A 23734-nucleotide genomic window follows, 5' to 3' on the forward strand; every position below is an offset into this window, starting at 1 on the left:
TAATTACAGGTGCTACATCACAATTATCTGTTACTGTAGCCAAAGTTGTATAATCCGGCAATGTACTGCCGGATGCCAAAACCTGATCTGCAGGGCAGGTAATCACGGGAGCTTCTGTATCAACAGTTTGATTTACCGTAAACTGACAAGTAGCTGTATTCCCAGAAGCATCGGTGGCTGTCATCGTTATTATCATTCCATCTGCAAAAGCAGATCCCGATACCGGATTTTGTGTAATTGCAGGGTTTGGATCTACAGAATCCGTAGCAGATACCAATCCTGTATAATCCAAAATTGTAGAAACATTACAGTTTAGCTCCTGATCAGAAGGACAAGTAATTACAGGTGGAACAGTATCTGCATCCTCATTTACTACAAAAGTACAATCATTAGTGTTACTACTTGCATCTGTAGCGATAAGTGTAATTGTCATTCCGGGAGTATAAACCCCACCGGCTACAGGGTTTTGAGTAATTACAGGTGCTACATCACAATTATCTGTTACTGTAGCCAAAGTTGTATAATCTGGCAATGTACTGCCGGATGCCAAAACCTGATCTGCAGGGCAAGTAATTACAGGGGCTTCGGTATCTGAAACAGAAAATCCATATATTACATGGGCATGACCAGGATCTAAACTAGAACTACTATCATAATACAACCTTTCTTTCTCTCCCATGATTACGTCTGTGATTCCATCGCCGTTAACATCCCCCAAATCAGACACAGAATAATCCCCTAAGTTAGACCTGTTTACAACAAAAGCTTCTGATGATGGCAATGAAAAAGGGTTTACTGTTGCACTCCAAGGAGTACTTTTTCCGTAAACAATAGCTATAGAACCAGATCGTCCTACTATTAAATCCCCGATTCCATCCTTGTTAAAATCCCCCCCGACACTAGAGGTTCTATAGTTATTTCCTGCAAATTCAACTCCATTTGTACCATCCAAGCTTGTAATATCTTCTACTACAGAAAATCCGGTATTCTTTCCAAAAAGAAGCCTCTTGTTCCCAAACAATATGTCGTTTATCCCATCATTATTAACATCACCAACTCCTGTTATAGTTTTATAAAAAGAACCAGACGAAAAAGAAGAAACATCAACATAAAACCCTGTAGTTCCATTTATAGTTGCTGTTGGTACAATACTTGAAAAGCCACCTGTTTTTCCAAAAAGAACATAGGTTTTATTTGTACTTCCACCTTCAAACCCTACATCATCAATCCCATCTCCATTTACATCTCCTAAGCCCGCGACACCATTACCAATTCCTTCTCCATCAGCGTCCCCTTTTATTACAAATCCATTGGTTCCATTTAGATCATATCCCCTTATTAGCGCAGGAAACGCTGTAGATCTTCCATAAACAATATAACATTTACCAGAAGTATCAGTAAATCTTGCTGATCTGGCCCCTATTATGATATCATTAATTCCATCATTATTAATATCTCCTGCCGAATCAAAAGAAAGTGCAGACTGATCATACGGATCTGCTCCCATAAAAACAAAACCATTAGTACCATCAATACTCGAGACATTAAAAACAGGAGAGAAACTACTTGTTTTTCCAAAAATCACATATGTAGTTCCTAATTCTGCTCCTAGTCCATCGTTGCGAAATGGATCACTAAACATCAAATCATCAATTCCATCATTATTAATATCCCCTGCAGTACTAACCTGATAACCAGAAAATTGAAAATTCCCTCCTGGAATATCATTAGTTATTTTAAATCCATTGGTACCATCTAATAACGTAGTGTCTAAATTTGGAAGAAAATTACTTCCTTTCCCAAAAATCACAAAAACATCTCCCGGAAAATTACCTCTTTCTCTTCCGTAAGAAGAGTTAAAATTATACGCTTTACCTGGTGAGCCCACTATAAAATCTTCAATTCCATCTCCATTAATATCTCCTGCTCCTCTAACATCATAGCCTGTTTCTCCTTTTATCCTATTTCCTTCTATCTGAAAACCAATATTACCATCCAAATCATTTAAACTTATTGAAGTGGTTGTGCAATCTACAGGAGTTATGGGAGACCGGACAGTTACTAAAAATGAACAACTTTCTGTATTTCCGTTACCATCTGTAACAGTTACCGTCACATTGGTATCTGCTGTAAATATTGTTCCTTGTACAGGAGTTTGTGTATACGTAAGATCAAATAGTGATGTACAATTATCTGAAACACCAAGCTTTAAATAATAATTAGGAAGTGTCGAATTAACAAATAATGATTCTGAAGTTAAACAAGTAAGTACCGGTTTCTCATTATCTACTCCCTTAGTTACAAAAAATGTACAACTAGCGCTATTCGAGCTTGCATCGGTAGCTGTCATCGTAATTGTCATCCCATCTGTAAATATAGACCCTGCAGGTGGATTTTGGGTAATTACAGGATTGGGATCTACAATATCTGATGCAGTTACCAATGATGTAAAATCAGGAATCACAGTAGAGTTACATGCTATAGCTTGATTAGAAGGGCAAGTAATTGTTGGAGGGGTGGTATCAGCACCAGACAAAGTAGTAACATCATCGATATGGTAGATTTCTCCTTGATTTCCAGTTCCATCTTCTAAAAACAAATACACATCATAAGTAGTACCTGCTGTTAAAGAAGAAATTATCTCTTGGATATTGGTATTCGCGGTACTCATTAAAAAATCTCCTTCGGTTACTGCTCCTACACCATTAATGATATCATTATGATCCGAAGTTCCTGAAAAATTAGCTTGAAAAACTGCATAATGTATCCTTCCTGTCTCCGGGCCATTTACAACCAAGGTAAATCCTTGATCTGTTTCATTGATAGCTTGAGGATATCCATTATTTAAAGGCATCACACAATAATCACCTCCAAATACAACGTAGGTAACACCAGTTAAGCCGTTAACTTCATCTCTTTCAAATACAGCTGGTGCTCCGATAATAAAATCACTAATTCCATCTCCATTAAAATTACCAACACCATCTATATCATATCCAAGATTTTCCTGTATTCCATCTTCGACAATCCGTAAATGATTAATATCATTTATTCCCAATCGATTTTGCCAAGGGTCTGATTTTCCATAAACTATATACCCCCCTCTTTGTGATGTTACTCCGTAGGGTACTCCCATAGCAAAATCGTTTATACCATCATCATTAAAATCTCCTGCATTACTTACTGATAATACAGACAAACCTTCAATAATAAAACCATTATCACCATCTAAACTAGAAAGTTCAAAAACGTTTGGAAATGGTGATGTTAATTCTCTTCCAAAAATAATATATACCTTTCCAGAAGAAGCTTGACGTGCAGAAATTGCGATATCCTGATGACCATCATTATTAATATCACCAATACTTCCTATTCCTTCTCCCAAAAAGTTCCCAGAACCCTCTCCATTTATGATAAAACCATTTGCACCATCTAAATCAGAAAGTTCAAACACTGATGGAAATCTAGATGGAAGTTTTCGTCCAAAAACAACATAAACTTGACCAGAGTTAGGACCATTCACATCTGCACGAGAAGCACTAATCATTATATCATCAACACCATCCCCATTGATATCTCCAGAATTCGCAACTTTTGATCCTGACTCATCATCAATATTAATACCATTTATTACAAATCCATTTGTACCATCTAGGTCAGAGAGTTCGAACACCGATGGAAATCCAGATGGTAGCTCTCGTCCAAAAACAACGTAACTTCTTCCTGCTGCATCTGTAGTATTGGGAGATGCATATTGCGCTCCAATAACAATATCATCAATTGTATCATTATTAATATCCCCTGCTCTACTTAATGAAATTCCTGTTAAATCTCCAGGATCAATCCCATTAATAACGAAACCATTACTTCCATCTAAAGTGTTAAGATCAAAAGTTGCCGAAAAACCAGTTGTTTTCCCGTATACTATATAAACCGACCCTGTATTTTCAAACTTCCCTCCTCCATGAGGGTCAGTATATATGGCATTAAACATGATATCATCTATACCATCATTATTGATATCCCCTATACTGCTTACTTCTCTTCCTGTCCAGGAATCAATCCCATCAATTTTAAATCCATTAATTCCATTCAACGATGAAAGATCAATAGAGCTTGCTATTCCAGAAGCAGTTCCAAATACGACATAAACCTCTCCAAATTTATCATTACCATTGGGATCTGCCCAATATGCTCCTATAATTATATCATCTAGAGTATCATTATTAACATCTCCTGCATTCTTAATAGACCATCCTGACATATCTGCAGCATCAATACCATTAATTAAAAAACCGTTAGTTCCATCTAGTTCTGAAGTGTTTATTCTTGAAATACAATCTTGAGCTATACCTTTTATTAAACTAAAAAAACAAATTAAAACAATTGATATAGTTCTATTTCTACCTATGATGTTATATTTAATATTTCTCATCTTTTGAAAAAAAAAATTGTTCCCCACAAAACTAAATTTCCCCTTAATATTAAAACCCACCATAAATAGGGTTTTACCACATGTACTTACCCCCCTGTTTTCAGGGTGCTCTTTTTCACTATAAAAGGTGTTCCCCTGTCCATTCATATCCCACACCTTTGTAATGTAATTTTTTTGATAATCATACTAGCATAAGCTCTTATTATAAATCAAAAAATAAAAACAAAAAAATAAATACTAACCCTTTAAAATTTAGAAACTATGACCTGGGGAATCACATTAATTTTATTAAGTATTATCGCAGTACCATCTTTATTACTGTCAAAAAAACCAAATGCTAAAGAACTTTTAGAAAAAATCGAACCATATCAAGGATGGATCGGATTGGTATTCTGTTTTTGGGGAGTTTGGGGTATTATCACTGCGATTTTAAATCTTGGATGGTTAACCTCATACCCTATCTGGTGGGTTACATTATTGGCAGGAAATGTTATCGAAGCTATATTAGGATTTATGCTAGGTTTTGGGCTAATCAATAAATTCTTTTTATCCAAAAACGAAGCCGCAAAAGAAAAAGCAAACCAGCTAAGAGAAAAATTAGCCCCAAAACTAGGAAAATTAGGGGTCCTGGGGATCATAGTTGGTTGCTGGATGATCGTAGCCTCTTTCTTGTTCTTTATGTAAAACCTTATATAAAAGTATCCAACAAAAAACAAAATATATGATCATATTTGGAACTAGTTCTTCGATCATTCACCCCAAAAAATTAGAAAAAGGGGATTGCCCGTATTGTAAAACCGAAAACAATATGTGGATACAAGGATACCAAAAATATGTTCATATATTTTGGATACCGTTCTTTCCTGTGGGGAAAAAAGTATACATGGTTTGCGGGCACTGTAAAGGTGCTTTTGAAAAAAGAGAGATTCAGGATCCAAAATTGATACAGAGTTTTCTGGATGGCAAAAACAACCAAACAAAAACACCTTGGTATCACTTTACCGGACTGATATTGTTATCCATACTGATCGTATTGGTTTCTGTTCTTCCGTACATAACACGTACAACGTAAACAAATCCAAAAACCTTTATACATGAAAAAAATAATTTTTATAATACTTCTATGTATGTCTTTACAAACAGTAGTTTCACAAGAAAAAGCTAAAACACTAACCATAGTGGGCGAGGCTAAAAAGAAAGCCGAAGTGGACAGCTATAACCTTACTATCTCGTTAAAACAAATTGTAACAGACGGGTACCAGCAACATGAACCTAAAAGTCTTTCTGAGGTAAAACAAATGTATGCTGATAAGTTAAAGGCTATTGGTGTTGATTTTAGTGCCTTTCATAAAAACTTTGTATATCAGTTCTACTCTTCCTATTCTGAAGTTAACGACGTAGAGTATTTTTACTTTAACTCTGCTTCTCAAGAAGAAATCCATAAAATTATCGATTTAAAAATGAATGGTCTAAGTATCATACATGTAGAGATAATAGCTAAGGAAAAAACAAATGAAGAGTTGGCAGATTTAACTCATACTGCAATAGAAGATGCCAAAATAAAAGCATCAAAAATCGTAAGTAATCTTCATCAAAAATTGGGTAGTATAATAAAGATTGAAAATACTAGTACCAAGGAGCAATACATAGATATGTATAAGCCTGAACAAGATCAAAAACACTATGTAACAGTAACCTTTACTATAGAATAATAATCGCAATCTATTTAATTAATTAATACTTAAACTTTAAAAATGAAAACAAAAATTTTAATTGTAATCGCAATCTTAGCTTTCGGAAGCATCTTTAATGCACAAGCACAAAAACTAGGTAAATTTGGAAGCTCTATAGAAAAAAAGATTGGGCCTAAAACTATAAAAGTACCATATACTGATGTGGTATCCTATCTTGGGTATGCTGCTCCTGGCAATGAAGATGAAGTAAAAGACGGGAAAAAGTTTTACTACATCTATCTTTGGGTACCGGCAGTAGCTCCTGAACTTGGAGTACGAATGATGTCCCCGGTTGGTAAAACAAAAATCAAAAAAGCTACACAATCTGCTGCTTATACCGAAAATGCAAGTTCTGAAGAGTATTTTGATACTTACATTACATTAGAGCGTTCTGATATTGTTAGCAAAGATAACATTAGCCAAGATGCTGTAAATAGTGCAAATTGGGTAACCCTAGAGCGCAATGATGATAGTAGTGAAATGCCAAAACAACCAAGTGGCAGCAGCTATAACTCTTTATTAAGATATAAAAGTGAAGTTGGTAACCCTACCAAAGCCCTTACCGTTGGATTATACCGTATTGGGTTTACAACTTATAAAACTGGTGAAGTAAAAGGTACTTTCTTAGCAGAAGTTGCAGCTCCTATAAAATTACCAGGGGTAGTAATGGCAAAAACTATCGAAGATCTTAAAAAAGGGTTATAAAACATAAATTGGAATAATAGACCTCAAGGTTATTCCTGTGTTTTGACCCTAATCATCAAAAACATGGGGATAACCTGTTTTGATTGCCTTTTATTAAAACCACCTCTATTTAAGATGCAAGAAAACAATAAGCAAAATCCTAAAGAAGAAAAAAATCTTCTTGACGATATTCTGGCCAATGCACTTTCTTCTACAAAAAAACATGAAGAAATAAATGCTGGTCTGGAAACCAAAAAATGTAAAAGCTGCGGAGCTGCAAGACCTGAAGATACAGATCTTAAATACTGTGATTTTTGTGGAGACCAATTTTACTAAAATATAATCTACTAGAAATATGTCTTTTAACGATACACAAAAAAGATGGGATGATTTTCTTAAAAAAATCAATGATCGATTCGAAGAAATATTACAAAAAACAGAAACCCTATTACCTCTTCTTTTTGAATCTACCGATCTTGAAACCACTACCTTTCATAATGCCTGGCAAGGAATTTATTCTCAAGCCAATGAACTTATCTGGAAAATAGATAGCACATGGAACGATAAAGTCGAAGAAGCTTTTGAAGATGCAGGGGCAGAATTTGGGTCAAAACAATTTAATCAGGAAAGAGACAAAGGGCTTAGATCCAGGTTTAACCTGGAGCAAAAGCTAAAATCATACGAAGTGAAAATTTTTGCAGGTGCTGCAAAAAAATTATTAAAAGAAGTAAAAGAAACCCTGTCCAAAGATTTTTGTTGTACCCAATGCCAAGCTAAACTTGCTGTAAAAGATAATTTTTTCAGATCCTATTATAGTACTTGCCAATATTGTCAGACTGTAAATACATTCGAGCCCGGAACCAAAGCCCGAAACATAGAGCATTTTGCCATTCATGCCCTTGGGGAAGAGGCCGCATTAGAACATTATCTGCTGTATGAAGAACTTAAGTTTGAAAATTACATACAAAATCCTGAAACCCACAGCAAAGAGGAATTAATATCTACATATCAAAAATATATAGAAACCTACTTAAAGAAAAGAATAGAAATCATACCCGATTATAAAGACCGGTATGAAAAAGACCTTAAGTCTAAAATTGCACTCTTAACAAACTATCCATAATCCTAAAAGCAAAAAAAAATGTCAAATTCATTTAGAAATGAGCTACGATCGATAATAGAATGGCAAAACCCAACACCCGAAACTCTTTTTGAAAAATGGACAGAAAACGGGGATGAAATCAAAAATGCTTCAAAGCTTATCGTAGGACCCGGACAAGGATGTCTTTTTGTATATGAAGGCAAAGTAGAAGGTTTTTTTGAAGAAGAAGGGCTTTACGATCTCAAAACAGGAAATATTCCGTTCTGGACGACTATCAAAAATATCATGTATGCATTTGAGTCTGCCCATAAAGTAGGTATTTTCTTTTATAGAAAAGCAGAAATGCAAAATATACGCTGGGGAACCCCTTCTCCTATTACCTACAAAGACCCTGTTTATAATTTTCCTGTAGGGTTAGGTGCATTTGGTAATTTTTCTTTTAAAATCACTAAACCAGTTGATTTTTTTACCAACGTTATTGCGGGTGATGACTACTATCCGGTAAAAGCAATCCAGAAAGTTATCTTATCCAGAATTACCCAGCCTATTAGTGATTTCCTTGCCAACGCTTCGTTTAGTTATATAGAAATTGACAAGCACCGCAATGAAATTGCAGCATTCTCTAAAAGTGCGTGTACACAAATCTTTGGTGAATTAGGCTTTGAGCTACTTGATTTCAGGATAGAAGGAACCAGTTTTGATGAAGAAACCAAAACAAGGATTGGTCGAATCGCAGATATGAGCGCCGAAGCACAGGCAATGAAAGAGCTAGGCGTAAGCTATCAGGATTACCAACAACTCGAAGCCTTAAAAAATATGGCAAAAAATGAAAGTGGTGGTAATATCGGCATGCAAATGGGAGCCGGACTGGGAATGGGGCAAATGCTGGGAAATATGATGAACAAACAAGGGCAGCAATCTACGCCCCAACAAAATACCCCACCACCATCTCAATCTCAACCTCAAAACGATGATCCGGTACAAAAATTAGAAAAACTAAAGAAAATGTTTGATGCCGGCTTAATCGACGAACAGGAATACAAACAAAAAAAACAGGAAATATTATCTCAATTCTAAAAACAAAAATTAATTTTTAAAAACCGTACCGTATGAGCACAGTTAATGAATTATATCAAGATGTTTCAGGAAAACAAAAAAACGAATACAGAGACTACATGAGGATTATTGATCGTATGGACTGGCACAGCTATGACTACACGACATGGCCTTGTGCCGATCTTTCTTTTCAAGATCTCGAAGAAGGCAAAAACTATGATCTGTGGCCATTTAAACCTAACCTAAATGAACCACATTGGGTAGATCTTAACAATCAAATTAAGTCTGGTATCAGAAGGTATGGATTTGTAAACAAGCTTAAAATGCCAGAGCAGGTTCTAGAACTTTCTCACGAAGACGCTACAGAAATCCTTAATGACATTAAAAACCTGAAAAATAGTGACCTTTCAGAATTTAAGGATCAAATTCATGAGTATGGATTCTCTGATGAAAACCATTTTTTATGGGGAATAGCCATACTAGATTCTGCTGAAGAAAAAGCATACGATGCGGCGGATGACTTTTTAAAAGAGCAAAAAGCTAAACTAGATGCCCAGATGGATGCCCATATAGAAGCTGCAGAAGCCGGTGGGTTATTAGACCCTATAAAAGGGATCGATATGAAAACCTGGGCGGCTGCTAATGCAAAAATAGCAGGAGGAATGGATCTGGATGAAGTCCTTAAAGTAGTGGGGACAGAAAAACCAATCTGGGACGAAGTATCTGCAGAATGGACAGCAAGAATGTCTCAAGACACAACTTTTGCAATTTCCAAAGTATATGGTGATGCTTTTGTAAATTCGAATATTGGCAAATTTGCCGATGCAGGAAACAGTCAAAACGTTGGTTCTACTGCAAGTAATAACGATATTTATGAGGATTTTGAGCTTTATGTCAAGGTTATGTGTCATCAAAACATGGGGGCAGCTCAAGGAAAAGATGCTGCTTCAATCTTACAACAATACGGACTTACTGTTACTGATTGGAGTACTGTAGGTATGCATTGGGTAACAAAAATGGCTACAGATACTCGTATGGCATTAAAAATGGGAGAGTTAATGGAAAAATATAATGCAGAATTTGCTTCGGCAAAAGTTGGCGATGATATAGATTTTTAAACAAGAAACATTTTTTGTATAGATGACCCAAAGTTCATCAAAAACCCCAAAACACTACATTTTTTTGTATGATGAAACCGGGTCATCTAATTATTAAAGATAAAAAAGAGGTATCATGAAAAAAATATCAAAACAATTCAGACCACATGTAGGGCCACATCAAATAGAAATCACTGATAACAAAAACCGGCAAAGCTTATCTGGCAAACAGCCTGTGTTTATTTTCGATTTCTTTACCCTAGAACAACCCCTTAGATATTCTATAACATCTTACATTGCAAAAAAATCTAATGTTATACCAGTTCTTATTTAAAAATACCCAAATAAAATGCAGGTATTTTTTGTTTAGACAAAAAAGAAAATGCAAGCATAGTCAAAGCTATGATTAAATTTTATTTTGAAGCATAAACGAAAAAGAGCAAATTTTAGGGGGTAATTTTAAGTCAGAAATGGTATTAATATACTATCTGCAGAAATTATTTGGGTAGATGGACAGGATAAATTTTTAAATGATGAAGTGCCCTCTTTTTGGTTATGGGACCAAAACAGTTTGACCCGTCCTGAATAAAGGTTACAAATGGTACTCTGCATTTTTTAGCAAAAAGCATAAGAACACCTATTTTTACAAAACCTATAAAGGTATTTTTGATTTCATTTTTTCTACAATATTATATGCTGCAGGGCAGATAGCAACATTTTTTATCGTTAAATCAGAGATTTGCTGAAATTTTTTTCGATCTGTATGTGGGTACTCCCTACAAGCTTTTGGTCGCACCTCATAAATAGAACAATAATTATCACTGTCCAAAAAAGTACACGGGGTTTGTTGTAATACCAAATCCCCTTCTTCATCGGTTTGCAGGTATTGTTCTTCAAATTGTCTCGGTTTTATTCTAAAAAACTTTGCAATACGCTCTACATCTTTATCGGTAAACAACGGTCCTGTTGTCTTACAACAATTGGCACACTGTAAACAATCTGTAGTACCAAACTCTTCATCATGCAAATCCTGCATTATTTCATCCAACTTTTTAGGTGGCTTTTTTTTAAGTTTAGCAAAGAACTTTTTGTTCTCGTTATGTTTATCTTTGGCCAGTTTTGGTAATTGATCTATAAATTCCTGCATATTGCAAAAATAGAATTTTTAAAAATTATCCTTATCAATTTTAGACATACGATTAAGTAATAATTTTTCAGACATCCCCCCCGGGAGTTTATCTCTCTTAACAAGAGATTAAACAGGTACTGTAAAAACCAAATATAATACGCATGAACACAGATATTTTTGGAGAAGCTATTAAAGATTATTTCAACAACCAATATACAGAGGATATTGTGGTACAGGCAGATGATTTTGATGATGACCATATACCTGTCTCCTATTTTTTTAGATCGTATTCTGAAATGCCAAAAATAGAGCAAAAAGCGTTGGACACAGCATTTGGAAAGGTACTGGATGCAGGTTGTGGAGCCGGAAGTCATGGTTTATACCTTCAAAAAGAAAAAAAATTAGATGTTACCGCCATAGATATTTCTGAAGGGGCTATAGAAATATGCGAAAAAAGAGGTTTAGAAAACACTTATGCTCAAGATGTTTTTAAACACGATTCAGGTACCTATGATACTATTCTTTTTTTAATGAATGGTAGTGGTATTATTGGTACTTTAGATCGTATGGATAGATTTTTTAATCATATAAAAACACTTTTAGCTCCCGGAGGACAAGTTTTAATGGATTCTTCAGACATATCCTATCTTTATCAAGAAGAAGATGGTAGTTTTTGGATAGATGCCTCGGCAGGATATTATGGCGAAATGCGTTATATATTAAAATATAAAAAACAAATATCAGAAGCTTTTGATTGGTTATACATCGATTATAATACTTTACAAAATGCGGCCAATGCCAATGGTTTTTTATCCGAGTTGTTGATCGAAGGAGAGAACAACGATTATCTGGCCCGACTCACTTTGGTGGATTAAAATATAAAAACAACATGGTATAATCTTTGTGACCAGAAAATATTTAAAATAAGCCCTGTGCATACCATAAAAATTTTAAGCTACTTACTTATTTGTTCGTTTATCCTAATAGGATGTTCTGAAGATGATAATGCTACTTTAGATGCATTACAAGCAAATAACAAAAAACCTTTAGGAACTTCTGCTAATGATCTGTTAAGTGAAATTAACTTTACCAGTTTAAGTATAGAAATGGTATCTGTACAAGGTTTTGAACCCACAACAACTGCGATAGATGGATTTAAGCAATTTTTACAAGAGCGTTTATTTAAACCCGATGGAATAACTATTACCCAGCGTACCGTACCTTCTTCTAACAAAACACCTTTTACTATTGAAGAAATCCTGGAAATAGAAAATAACAACAGAACAGTATTTAATCAAACCGGCGATGTTACCGTTTTTATATATTTTGCCGATGGTAGCAAAGAAAAGGATACCGATAAAAAAATCACATTAGGCTCTGCTTATCTAAACACCTCTATTGTTATTTATGAAAGTACTATTCGTAAATTAAGTTCTCGTCCTAATGCCCCGCTACTATCTACTATAGAAACAGCAACTTTAAATCATGAGTTTTCTCATTTATTAGGTCTGGTCGATATAGGCTCTCCTAAACAGACCAATCATGCAGATGCAGATTCGCAAGGTCATTGTAGTATTGCCAGTTGTTTAATGAGTGCCGCTATAGAGTTTGGAAACGGTGCTATGGGCTTAGGAGACGATGTTCCTAAATTAGATGCCCAGTGCATAGCCGACCTAAGAGCTAACGGTGGTAGATAATAAACTATATCTACTTTCTTTATTGGTTCATATTTTTGAATTTGACTTTCAAAAATGAATACGATATCTTATCCATATACTAGATTATTTTTTTCCTTTAACATGTTTTAGCAACAGAAAAAAAATAATTATCTATATTTGTCAAATATAGATAATTTTAAATTTTAGAATATGAATATCAGTTTCACAAAACAGCAGGAAGATTATATTTCTAAGCAAGTTGCTACAGGAGAATATCAAAATAATAGCGAGGTAATACGTGATGCGTTAAGGCTTCATAGTATCTATCGTGAAAAAGTAATCAAAGATTTAAGAAAAGAAATTGAAGATGGGTGGAATGCTCCTGATAGTAACAGAACCATTGACGATATTATTGCTTCAAAGAAAAAAAGGTAATGCAAAAACTAGTATTATCTCAAAAAGCAGATGAAGATATCGAAGAAATATATGATGATGGAGTCTATAAATTTGGCAAGATACAGGCTATAAAATATTTAGAAGAATTAAATTTGATGTTCCTTTTTCTTTGTAATAATCCAGAAGCTCGTAAAAATAGAAATGAGATAAAAGAAGGACTTATCAGCTTTCCTTTCAGTTCTCATGTTGTTTTTTATAGAGTATTTAAAACTCATATTCGGATTATTAGAGTACTATATAGAGGAAAAGATCTAGTGAAATTTTTAAAATAAGAAATTCAATAAACGTATACTATCTAATACACCTTCTCTCCATTTACATAGGTTGCTTTTACTTTACTGTTTGGTATCTGATCTTCTTCGATTTCCATAATATTATCCTCCAGAATTATAAAATCAGCAAACTTATCTGCAGTTATACTCCCTTTTTCTTGCTCTTCAAAATTACTATAAGCAGCCCATAGGGTCATGCCTTTTAAGGTTTCTTCTCTGGTAAGAGCATTTTCTTTTTGAAAACCACCTTCTGGATATTGTTTTAAATCTTTACGAGCTACCGCCGCATAAAAAGTATAAAAAGGACTTACGTGCTCTACAGGGTAATCTGTTCCTAAAGCCAGTTTGCCTGTTTTTTCTAATAGTTTTTTATAGGCATACGCTCCTTTAATACGTTCTTCCCCCAGTCGCTCATCTGCCCAATACATATCGCTTGTTGCATGCGTTGGTTGTACACTCATTACCAAATTATTATTAAGGATTTCAAACTCTTCGGCAGCAACTACCTGAGCGTGTTCTACACGCCACCTTCTGTCTGATTTATTTTGCAATACCTCATAATATGTTTTCATTACCACAGCATTTGCAGAATCCCCAATAGCGTGCGTGTTCATCTGGAAAGGAGAACTTGCCAATCTTTTTGCAAGGTTTTTAAAATCATCGATACCAATTACCATAGCACCAAAATGATTTTCTTTATCGGTATATGGTTGTTTTAAAGTAGCCCCTCTGGATCCCAATGCCCCATCTGCATATACTTTAAAAGAAGAAACATTAAGTTTATCTGTTTTAAGCACCCCATTATTTAGATAATATTCTACATATTCTGGCACATTACTTACCATAGCGTACATCCTTATCTTTAATTCTCCTGCCTTTTGTAAGCTATCTATTAATGTAATTACACTTGGACTTAAACCTGCATCATCTACCGTAGTTAATCCATAACTAAAGTTAATTTTTTCGGCATCTTTTAATGCTTGTATTTTTTCTGCTATCGAAGGAGCAGGAATTATAGCTTCTATCCACTCCATAGGATTATCAATAAGTACCCCTGTTAATTCCCCTTCTTTTTGAAGAATCTCCCCTCCTGTTGCTTTAGTTTTTATACTAATATCAGCCATATCCAATGCTTTTTGGTTTACCAGCATTGCATGTCCGTCTACACGGGTAATTGCAACCGGCGTATTAGGAAATAAGCTATCCAGTACATCTTTTGTTGGGTACTCTTTTATCTCCCAATCATTTTGATCCCAACCTCGTCCTGTAATAAAAGAAACATTTTTTTCTTTTTGAAAAACCACAATTCGTTCTATCACTTCTGCATAACTAGTAGTCCCTGTTAAATCTACTTTTTGTTGCTGTAATCCTAATCCATAAAAATGGCAATGTGCATCTATAAAACCCGGCAGGATAGTTTTACCTTGGGCATCTAATGTATCGATAGCTGTGTATTTTTTTAAAATCTCTGCGGTACTGCCAACTTCAATAAATTTACCATCTTTTACCGCAAAAGCTTCTGCCTTTGGATTAGAATCCTCAACGGTATAAATAGTACCATTAATAACCACCAGATCTGCTTCTATAGGTTTTTGACAAGAAACAAATACTAGTGCAGATAGTACTATTATCGATATGCTTTTCATTAGAACATGTTTTTAGAGATCTAAATGTAAATATATCTAATTGGCTAGATCGTTAAGATTTTCTTAATATAAGTTGTTTTAGATTTTTATCCGGTTTTCCGTAAAAATATGATTTAAGGATGCTGTATCTTAGAATTGAAAATAGTATTTAACCAACATGAGTAGCCTGTTTAAAGACTGCTCTCTCTACACAATTTCTAAATTAAATATATTATGGGTTCTGCAAATCAACTTACAGTAAACAATTCGATAGAACACGGTGTTCTATCTTTTAATAGTAATGAATTAAAAGATTTTACCATACAGACTTGGTTAAAAACCAATCATCATGGGCCATTATTCCAACACTATTCTCAAAAAAATAACATCTATTTTTTTACAGAGGTTCTAAGTAATGGAAAAATTAGTTTTACGGTACAATCCAATGATTTCCAAAACACTGTTCAATCTAACCAAGGTGGTATTAATGATGGGGAATGGCATCATGTATCTCTTGTTAAAAAAGGAGATGAAATGTACATTTTGGTCAACGGAGAAACTGTTTCTACCGAACAAATTAAAGAAACCTGTGATTTACCAATTCAAAATATCGAAGAAATACTTATCGGTAAAAATAGTATCGATACCAAGGAGGAATCCTTTTTAGGAGAATTGGGAGGAATTGTGATCTGGGATCACGCTTTATCCCAAAAAGAAATTATACAATATCAAAAAGAATCAATAACAGGTAATGAAAAAGGGGTACTGGTTAGTCGTCCTTTTGCGATCAAAAAAGATCAAAATACCATACTATCCAATAATTGTATCGAGGATCAATTTGCTTTTATAAACATTATTAATGATTCTCCGTTCGATTTAAAAAAAGCAGATCCTCATCTCGACAAGATATCGGTACAGTTTCCTGAAACCATACCTGCAAAGAGTAACCTAAAAGTTGTTCTTAAAAACTTAACCGGTTTACCAGAGTTTTATGCCGAAGCAAAATATACCAACAGAGATACTCCGGAAATCGAATTAGTAATAGAAGTAAAAAAATCTCTTACTCCATATAAATCGTATCTAAAGGCTCCTGTGTCTTCTGTTTTAGAAAGAGGGATTACGGTAAAATCCAGTAGTAAAGAAATCTTTGATGCTGAGTTAAGAATAAGCGAAAACTTAGTAATCCTAAATGCAAAAAACCTTAATAAATTTATTAACGAAGTAAAATCCCAAGGTTTTAAAGGAGATATCGTTACTAACATGAATTATGATGAGACTACAAGAAAAGCCAATAGTACAAGCAGGCAAATAATTGAATATAACCAAGCGTGCCAACTGTTTAACCGAAGAATACAAGAAAAACCTTTGGCGATATTGTATTGTACCTGTACCGAAGATGTTCAAATCGCATATAAGACCGCTATTCAAAATAATCTTCCTGTAAGTGTGCGATCAGGGGGGCATGATCACGAAGGAGAATGTAGTGGAACTAATACTATTTTGATTGACCTGATAGAACTGAGTGAAGTTATTGTAGACGAAAAAACAAAAATAGCTGAAATTGGCCCTGGTAACCGTTTTATAAAGCTTACTACAGAACTAGCAAAAAATGGGGTAATGATCCCTCACGGAACTTGTGCTACTGTAGCGATACCCGGATTTATCATGGGAGGAGGATGGGGTCCCTGGACCCGAAGCAAAGGTATGTGCTGTGAATACCTGGTTAAAGCCGAAATCATACTGGGAGACGGAAGCATAGAAGTCATATCTGAAACCAATAAACCAGAGTTACTTTGGGCTTTAAAAGGTGGCGGAGGAATGAGCTATGGTATTGTTACCAAACTATTTATACAGACTTTTGATCTGCCGGAAACACTTGTTAAGTTTGAATTAGAGTGGAATTTATATGACAAACACACACAAGAAATAAAAGAATCTATTCCTACTATAAAAGTTTTAACCCAATGGGAAAAAATTATAACTTCTGAAAATACATCGAAGTTAATTGGTACCAATCTTAAAATTAACGGGAAACCACTTAAAATCATTGGCTATAAAGACGAAAAAAACAACGAACCTATCTATGAAGCTTTTGATCCCAATACTGTAATACATAATTGTGTGATGTATGGGTATTGGCAAGGAACACAAGAGCAGTTAACCATTTTTATTACCCAACAATTTACAGATAATAACATCAAACCAGAAGACATTCGTATAGATGGTGTTGGTGGTATCGGAAAAGATTATGGAGCAAACCTAATGGGTTCCTGGGACAGGGAATCCCATCACAACATCAAACTATTAGCTGCTGGTAAAGAAGGCACTCCACTACCCGCAGATTTAGATGAGCCGGCTTCTCATAAAATCACATCCCGTTTAGTAAATAAACAAGGATTAGAGGATAATGGACACGAAGGATTGTTGAGTAGTCTTACTTCTCCTTTAATATTACAAGAAAACCGCTTGTTAGGGCTGTTTACTTATGTTACCCTTGGTGCTATCGCTGGGGATTTTTATAAGACAATGCCTTTAACCGAAAGGGATAAAAGCGCATTCCCGTACAAGGATAAACTATACACCATTCAATACCAAACATGGTGGAACAACGAGCTTAAACAAAAAGAAGAATTAGAGGATAACAAAGTATACACTCGTACCAACAGGGCACTGGATTGGATTGAGGTGTCCAGAGATTTTGATATCCCTAACACATCTGGAGCATTTATAAGTTTTAAAGATAACTCGATACCTACCAAGACCTATTTTGCTCAAAATTATGAAGCCCTAAAACGTATCAAAGAAAAATATTCTGAAGATCAATATAACCATCTTAGAAAACGAAAAACCATTATTTAGTAATCAATGTAGAAGCTACTTACTATATAGATTGCTCTGTGGCTAGTTCTAAAAAACCAATTACATTTATTTGTAGTTGGTTTTTTACTTATAGCAATACCCTAATTTAACCAAAAAGTATACATACAAAAAGGCAACTACATCCCTGTAACCGGTTCTTTGTATTTATTTGTCTTACCCTTACCCGCCAAGCTTTACCGCCACCCGACAGAATCGAGCACTAAGTACAAACAATAATTTTTGTTATTTAGAATGATTAAACGAAACTGGAAACGTCTCGGAAAACACGGATAGATTTTAAAGTATACTTTTTTGTTTTACCAAAAAACCCTCAGTATACATGATATACTTAGAGTATTATTTTTAATCTCGATAGGTTTTTAGTCACATATTGAATACGTATTATAAAAAAATTGAAAATATTTTAAACAAAAACTCTTAGTGTCTTTTTTTGGTACTTTTTTTTATTATTATTGCTGTATAATTACAAAGGATACACAAGACTTATTATTTTCTTTTTAAAAGAAAATTTAAAATTTTACACCTATTGCTATCTATCACTTTATCTATACTAATGTGTAAAAACAAAAATAAGCATCAATATTTATGTTATCTTCTAACAAACAACAAAACATGAAAAAACAATATTTATTTTTATTAGCTACAATTTTAACCCTTACCTGTTCCTCACAAATTACTTTCGAAAAAGGATATTATATTACGAGTTCTGGACAAAAAACAGAATGCTTAATTAAAAATAAAGATTGGAAAAATAACCCTACAGAATTTATATATACCCTGTCTCAAGAAGGTGAAGAAAAAAAAGGCCTCATTAATACCATTAAAGAGTTTGGAATCTATAATGTATCTAAGTATGTTAATCATAAAGTAGATATAGACAGATCAAGTGAAAATATCAATATGATGAGCTTATCAAGAAATCCTATATTTAAAGAAGAGCAACTTTTTTTAAAAGTACTGGTTGAAGGAAAAGCTAATTTATATTTATATGAAGATGGTTCTTTAAGAAGATTTTTCTACAAAACAGATACAACTCCTATTACACAATTAGTTTTTAAAAGTTATAAAGCCAAAGATAATTATATAGAGAAAAACACAAGGTTTAGACAACAACTATTAATGGATTTAAAATGTAAGGATATTTCTTTAAAAGAAATAAAAAAACTGGATTATGAAAAGAAGCAATTAGTAAATTTCTTTGTAAAATATAATGACTGTAGTGGCTCTGAGTTTATAAATTTTGAAACAACACAAAAAAAAGATCTATTTAATTTAACAATAAGACCGGGTTTAAACAACTCTTCTTTATCTACAGGGAATATTCTTTCTAATAGTAATATTAATTTTGGAAATAAAGTAAGTTTCAGATTTGGAGTTGAGGCAGAGTTTATAATGCCATTTAACAAAAACAAATGGTCCGCGATAATAGAACCAACATATCAATATTATAAAACAAATAAAATAATCGATGGGCAAAAAATAAATGTAGATTATAAATCAATAGAACTACCAATAGGGGTTAGACATTATTTTTTTATAAATGATAGCTCTAAAATATTTATAAATGCATCATACGCTTTTGATCTGAGTATGAGCTCTAAAATTGACTTTGAAAACAGCACAAACCTTACTATTAAAACCAATGGTAATTTTGCTTTTGGAATGGGCTATAATCATAATCAGAAATACAGTATGGAAATAAGATATGGATCTGGCAGAGCTATTCTTGGAGATTATGTATACTGGGTATCTGATTATAACAGTTTATCTTTAATTTTTGGGTATACTATTTTTTAAGAAGCCGTTATTTTAATGTAATATTAAATAGTCAAAAACAGAACATAGCTTTTTTTGCTTTATACTAAACTATAATTGCAAGCCTGCCTATCATGTCCGAACCACCAGAGGTTGTAAACATAAAAAACAATTCCCGTTCCATAGTTATTCTAGCCACTTATAGTAATACCATAATATGGCAGGTTAACTTACCAAAAAAGCATACTCATCATAAAACAAAAAAAACAGCTACAAACTTATGTCTGTAACTGTTTTTTTTATATTTACACTTACCGCTTACTCATATACGGCATAGATTGCAAACCTGCTATCTATATCCAAGCGATCAGTTTTTTTATCTGTTTATCATTTTTATTTTGGTCATTCTGCTTAATAAGCAGGCCCTACCTGGTAGATATCTATCTTGTTTTTATTAACTCTACATTATATGTATTACATCACAAGAGAAGATAAAGCTACATCAATAGGTTCTCCTACAGATGGGGTTAAAGTTAATTTACCATCAAATTTTCCAGATTTACCAGAAGTAAATTCAAGGGTTATTAATAACGATTTCCCTGGTTCTATAGGCGAAAAGTTTGAACCTATTTTTATAAAACCATTATTAGTAGAGACTCTGGAGTTAGTAGAAGCACCACTGCCAGAAAGAGTACTACTACTAGAAGAAGATCCATTATTACTTGCAGTAGAGAAATCCAACTTAATACTGTTAATGGTCTTATTGGTATTATTGGTTAATCTAATAGTTACTGTCTTTGTTAATCCTGATTTTGAAAAGCTTCCGAAATCAACAGACTGTTTATCAACAATTACCTTGCCCGTAGTAGGCCCTGTTCCTGTTCCAGAAGCAGTTACGGCAGCAGAAAGTTTTATCTCAATAGGGTTCCCTATAGATGGTATTAAAGTCAACGTGCCTTTAAAACTACCCGGATCTGTATCTCCCGAGGTAAACTTGACAGGAATGTTTATAGATTTGCCCGGTGCTAATGAAGAAAAGTTAACAAGGGTCGCTTCTACAGAACCAACACCTTTAGTAGAAAGCTTTTGGGTAAGTCCTTCTAAAGTTTTATTTGTATTATTGGTTAATTTAACAATTACTTCTTTCATAGATCCTGTTCCTGTTCCCCTTGGCAAACTTCCAAAGTCAATAGAGTTTTTATCCACTATAACTGTACCTTTAACAGGTTCTTCATCTGCTTTGATTACATTAACAGACAAATTTACTTCTACTGATTTTCCATTTAAAGGTGTTAAAACTAATTTACCTTTATAAGCCCCTGGTTTAGTGGTTTTTTTTGAAGTAAATTTAACAGGAACATCTATGGATTTGCCCGGTGCTAATGAAGAAAATTTAAACGAAACACCTACACTTCCTCCAGAAATAGTAGCCTTAGACAACAAACTTTTGATAGTTGCTTTAGAATTGTTTGTGACTTTTACAACTACCTGTTTACTATCTCCCTGTTTTACTTTTTCAAAATCAACACCAGATTTATCCAGTTTAATCGATACTACATTTACTACTGGAGGAGTGGCATCATCGTCTTTTTTGCAGCTAGTTAGACTTATGGTAAATAAAACCACTAATACATTAATAATTAATTTGCTTTTAAACATTTTCATATATTTTTTTTTGTTGTTTTTTCTATCGTGTTGATATAAGGTGTAAATTATATGAGATTAAAAATTTCATATCAACATGACAAAGCTTGATTTCTTTTCTAACAACAATTAACTTCCTGAACACCCTAGTTTTTTAATTCTGCTTTTTAAACATTAACAAAATTTTTATATTTCATTAATAAATCAGAAGCCATTCTTTAATAATCATCATATCCAAAAGGCTATAAACTAAAAACCCTGCGAAGCCAGCTCCACAGGGTTACTCTATATTATTTTAAAAATCACTGTTCTTTTAAAAAAGGGTATCGTTTATTTATTACTTGCGATCCAGACATTGATTTTATCTTCTAATAATGCCAAAGGCACACAACCTGTTTCTAGTATCTGATTATGAAATTGGCGAATATCAAATGCATCCCCCAATTCTTTTTCTGCCTTGGTTCTTAATTCCCTTATTTTTAACTGTCCGATTTTATAGGATAATGCTTGCCCCGGATTTGCCATATATCGTTCGATCTCAGAAATTATTCCTGCTTCGGATTCTGCTTCATTATCCAGAGAGTATTGTATTGCTTGTTCTCTGGTCCATCCTTTTGAGTGTAATCCTGTATCTACAACAAGACGAATTGCACGATGCATTTCTGCTCCCAAAGTACCAAAATACTGGTAAGGATCGGTATATAACCCCAATTCTTTACCTAACGATTCACTATACAATGCCCAACCTTCGCCATAACCGCTATACCAAAGTGTTTTTCTAAACTTAGGCAACTCTGTACTTTCCTGGGTTAAGGATGTTTGATAATGATGTCCTGGTATGGCTTCATGCAAAAACAAAGACTCGTCACTATATACATTATATTTTTTTACGTCTGGTATTGGGGTATAAAAAATACCTGGTCGTGTACCATCCAGTGATCCGGAATTATATTCTGCACTGGCAGAATTTTCCCGAAATGCTTCTGTACGGCGAACCTCAAATAATGTCTTCGGTTTTTTATCAAACAGTTTATCTATTTGTGGTTTCATACGATCATGTATCGCATTAAAATTATTGATTACTTGTTGTGGGTCTGTAAAAGGCATTAATTCTTTTTTATTGCGCACATGATCAAAAAATGATTTTAAGTCTCCGGTATATCCAACTTGCTCTTTTACCTTCTCCATCTCTGCAGAGATTCTGGCTACTTCAGAAAGCCCTAGCTCATGTATTTGCTCTGCTGTCATATCTGTTGTGGTATATAGCTTTATTTGATATTGATAGAATTCTTTTCCGTTAGGTATCCCTTCGATTCCTGAGGTCTCTCTACCAGCATCCATATACTCTGTACTCATAAATTGATGCAACTCTTTATATGCAGGAATAATTTTTTCTGTCACCATTTTGCTATATGCTTCGGTTATCTGTTTTTTATCTTCTCCAGAAAAAATTTCAGGAAAATTCTTTACTGGTGTATAAAAAAGGTGTGTATCCAAATCTTCTACAGTTAATGCCTCTAATTGGGGTAGCACTTTTACTATCAACGATTTTGGTAATACATACCCTGCTGCCATACCTTCTTTCATTTTTGCTTTGGCAGAGGTCATCCAATCCACATAACCATCTAATCGTTTTAGCCAATTGTTATAATCTTGTACGGTTTTAAAAGGTTGCGCACCAGCCCCACTTGCTAATTGTCCTGCTACTAAATTAATCGACCACATTTGATCGATAGGAAAGTACTCTTTTTTAAATTGAAACCCTTCCAGATTCCTGTCACACTCCCAATTAAGGATAGCTTTGGTCATTTTTTCACTATCCGAAAGTGTAGAGTCTTCAAACTGTGCTAATTGTTCTTTATATTTTTTATAATATGCTTTATACTTATTTACGGTTTCTTTTGCTAAAGGATTAGGAAATTGATCGTTAAATCTGTTATCTCCTGTAAATGTTGCTTGCACAGGATTAAGCTGTAAACTCTCTTCATAATAGGCATCCAGCATTTCATTAAACCGATCGCTAACAGCAACCTCATCTACAGGCTCTCTTGTTGTTTTTGTATCATTTTTACAGGCTGTAAAAAGCACTGTAAGACACGTTATAGCTAGTATTTTTTTGATCATAATACGGTTGTTTTTGATTTAATCAGGAAAGATAACAAAATCGGGACTAAAAAAAGATGCTCTTAACATTCTGAAAACAAAAGG

The 23734-nt window shown here is 34.0% G+C and carries 20 protein-coding genes; 15 read left to right on the forward strand and 5 right to left on the reverse strand.

Annotated elements, in window-relative coordinates:
* The coding region (locus ACZIYX_RS06455) for an HYR domain-containing protein (protein ID WP_462681389.1) at positions 1–4435 on the reverse strand (4435 nt) is incomplete at its 3' end.
* Positions 4436–4696: 261 nt separating this feature from the next.
* Between ACZIYX_RS06455 and ACZIYX_RS06460 the strand changes: the two genes are divergently transcribed.
* The 9 genes from ACZIYX_RS06460 (at position 4697) to ACZIYX_RS06500 (ending at position 10441) form a co-directional block, all read left to right on the forward strand.
* Positions 4697–5119, forward strand: a complete 423-nt coding sequence (locus ACZIYX_RS06460; protein ID WP_462681390.1) for a hypothetical protein — start codon at positions 4697–4699, stop codon at positions 5117–5119.
* Between the two features lie 37 nt (positions 5120–5156).
* Entirely contained in the window at positions 5157–5507 is a 351-nt protein-coding gene (locus ACZIYX_RS06465; RefSeq protein ID WP_462681391.1) for a zinc-ribbon domain-containing protein, read from the forward strand.
* Between the two features lie 22 nt (positions 5508–5529).
* Positions 5530–6147, forward strand: coding sequence for an SIMPL domain-containing protein (locus tag ACZIYX_RS06470; RefSeq protein ID WP_462681392.1), 618 nt, complete (start codon positions 5530–5532; stop codon positions 6145–6147).
* Positions 6148–6189: 42 nt separating this feature from the next.
* Positions 6190–6873, forward strand: coding sequence for a Lipl32 family lipoprotein (locus ACZIYX_RS06475; RefSeq protein ID WP_462681393.1), 684 nt, complete (start codon positions 6190–6192; stop codon positions 6871–6873).
* A 114-nt stretch (positions 6874–6987) separates the two neighbouring features.
* Positions 6988–7188: a hypothetical protein gene (locus tag ACZIYX_RS06480; RefSeq protein WP_462681394.1), complete on the forward strand. Its 201-nt coding sequence runs from the start codon at positions 6988–6990 to the stop codon at positions 7186–7188.
* A 19-nt stretch (positions 7189–7207) separates the two neighbouring features.
* On the forward strand, positions 7208–7975 hold the full coding sequence (locus tag ACZIYX_RS06485; protein ID WP_462681395.1) for a hypothetical protein: 768 nt from the start codon (positions 7208–7210) through the stop codon (positions 7973–7975).
* An 18-nt stretch (positions 7976–7993) separates the two neighbouring features.
* A complete protein-coding gene (locus ACZIYX_RS06490) occupies positions 7994–9031 on the forward strand; it encodes an SPFH domain-containing protein (protein ID WP_462681396.1) in 1038 nt (345 codons plus the stop codon).
* Between the two features lie 32 nt (positions 9032–9063).
* The gene (locus tag ACZIYX_RS06495) at positions 9064–10128 is read left to right on the forward strand and encodes a DUF6620 family protein (RefSeq protein WP_462681397.1); all 1065 of its coding nucleotides are present in this window, start codon (positions 9064–9066) and stop codon (positions 10126–10128) included.
* A gap of 115 nt (positions 10129–10243) precedes the next feature.
* Positions 10244–10441: a hypothetical protein gene (locus ACZIYX_RS06500; protein WP_462681398.1), complete on the forward strand. Its 198-nt coding sequence runs from the start codon at positions 10244–10246 to the stop codon at positions 10439–10441.
* 318 nt (positions 10442–10759) lie between these two features.
* On the opposite strand, the gene ACZIYX_RS06505 is transcribed toward ACZIYX_RS06500, so the two are convergent.
* Positions 10760–11254, reverse strand: coding sequence for a YkgJ family cysteine cluster protein (locus ACZIYX_RS06505; RefSeq protein WP_462681399.1), 495 nt, complete (start codon positions 11252–11254; stop codon positions 10760–10762).
* Between the two features lie 143 nt (positions 11255–11397).
* Here ACZIYX_RS06505 and ACZIYX_RS06510 point away from each other — a divergent pair, with 143 nt between their 5' ends.
* From ACZIYX_RS06510 to ACZIYX_RS06525, 4 genes are all read left to right on the forward strand, one after another.
* Entirely contained in the window at positions 11398–12111 is a 714-nt protein-coding gene (locus tag ACZIYX_RS06510; RefSeq protein WP_462681400.1) for a class I SAM-dependent methyltransferase, read from the forward strand.
* Between the two features lie 57 nt (positions 12112–12168).
* On the forward strand, positions 12169–12933 hold the full coding sequence (locus ACZIYX_RS06515) for a hypothetical protein (RefSeq protein WP_462681401.1): 765 nt from the start codon (positions 12169–12171) through the stop codon (positions 12931–12933).
* A gap of 171 nt (positions 12934–13104) precedes the next feature.
* On the forward strand, positions 13105–13329 hold the full coding sequence (locus tag ACZIYX_RS06520) for a type II toxin-antitoxin system ParD family antitoxin (protein WP_462681402.1): 225 nt from the start codon (positions 13105–13107) through the stop codon (positions 13327–13329).
* Positions 13329–13622, forward strand: a complete 294-nt coding sequence (locus tag ACZIYX_RS06525; RefSeq protein ID WP_462681403.1) for a type II toxin-antitoxin system RelE/ParE family toxin — start codon at positions 13329–13331, stop codon at positions 13620–13622. Before ACZIYX_RS06520 ends, ACZIYX_RS06525 begins: the two co-directional genes overlap by 1 nt.
* A gap of 23 nt (positions 13623–13645) precedes the next feature.
* Here the strand turns inward: ACZIYX_RS06525 and ACZIYX_RS06530 are convergent, their stop codons facing one another.
* The gene (locus ACZIYX_RS06530; protein ID WP_462681404.1) at positions 13646–15268 is read right to left on the reverse strand and encodes an amidohydrolase; all 1623 of its coding nucleotides are present in this window, start codon (positions 15266–15268) and stop codon (positions 13646–13648) included.
* Positions 15269–15481: 213 nt separating this feature from the next.
* Here ACZIYX_RS06530 and ACZIYX_RS06535 point away from each other — a divergent pair, with 213 nt between their 5' ends.
* Positions 15482–18106: an FAD-binding protein gene (locus ACZIYX_RS06535; RefSeq protein ID WP_462681405.1), complete on the forward strand. Its 2625-nt coding sequence runs from the start codon at positions 15482–15484 to the stop codon at positions 18104–18106.
* A 633-nt stretch (positions 18107–18739) separates the two neighbouring features.
* A complete protein-coding gene (locus tag ACZIYX_RS06540) occupies positions 18740–19924 on the forward strand; it encodes a tRNA modification GTPase (RefSeq protein ID WP_462681406.1) in 1185 nt (394 codons plus the stop codon).
* 432 nt (positions 19925–20356) lie between these two features.
* On the opposite strand, the gene ACZIYX_RS06545 is transcribed toward ACZIYX_RS06540, so the two are convergent.
* Both ACZIYX_RS06545 and ACZIYX_RS06550 read right to left on the reverse strand, forming a co-directional pair.
* Entirely contained in the window at positions 20357–21547 is a 1191-nt protein-coding gene (locus ACZIYX_RS06545) for a DUF1573 domain-containing protein (protein ID WP_462681407.1), read from the reverse strand.
* Between the two features lie 309 nt (positions 21548–21856).
* Positions 21857–23650: a DUF885 domain-containing protein gene (locus tag ACZIYX_RS06550; RefSeq protein ID WP_462681408.1), complete on the reverse strand. Its 1794-nt coding sequence runs from the start codon at positions 23648–23650 to the stop codon at positions 21857–21859.
* Positions 23651–23734 lie beyond the last annotated feature (84 nt).

This window comes from Aquimarina sp. (assembly GCF_977115655.1).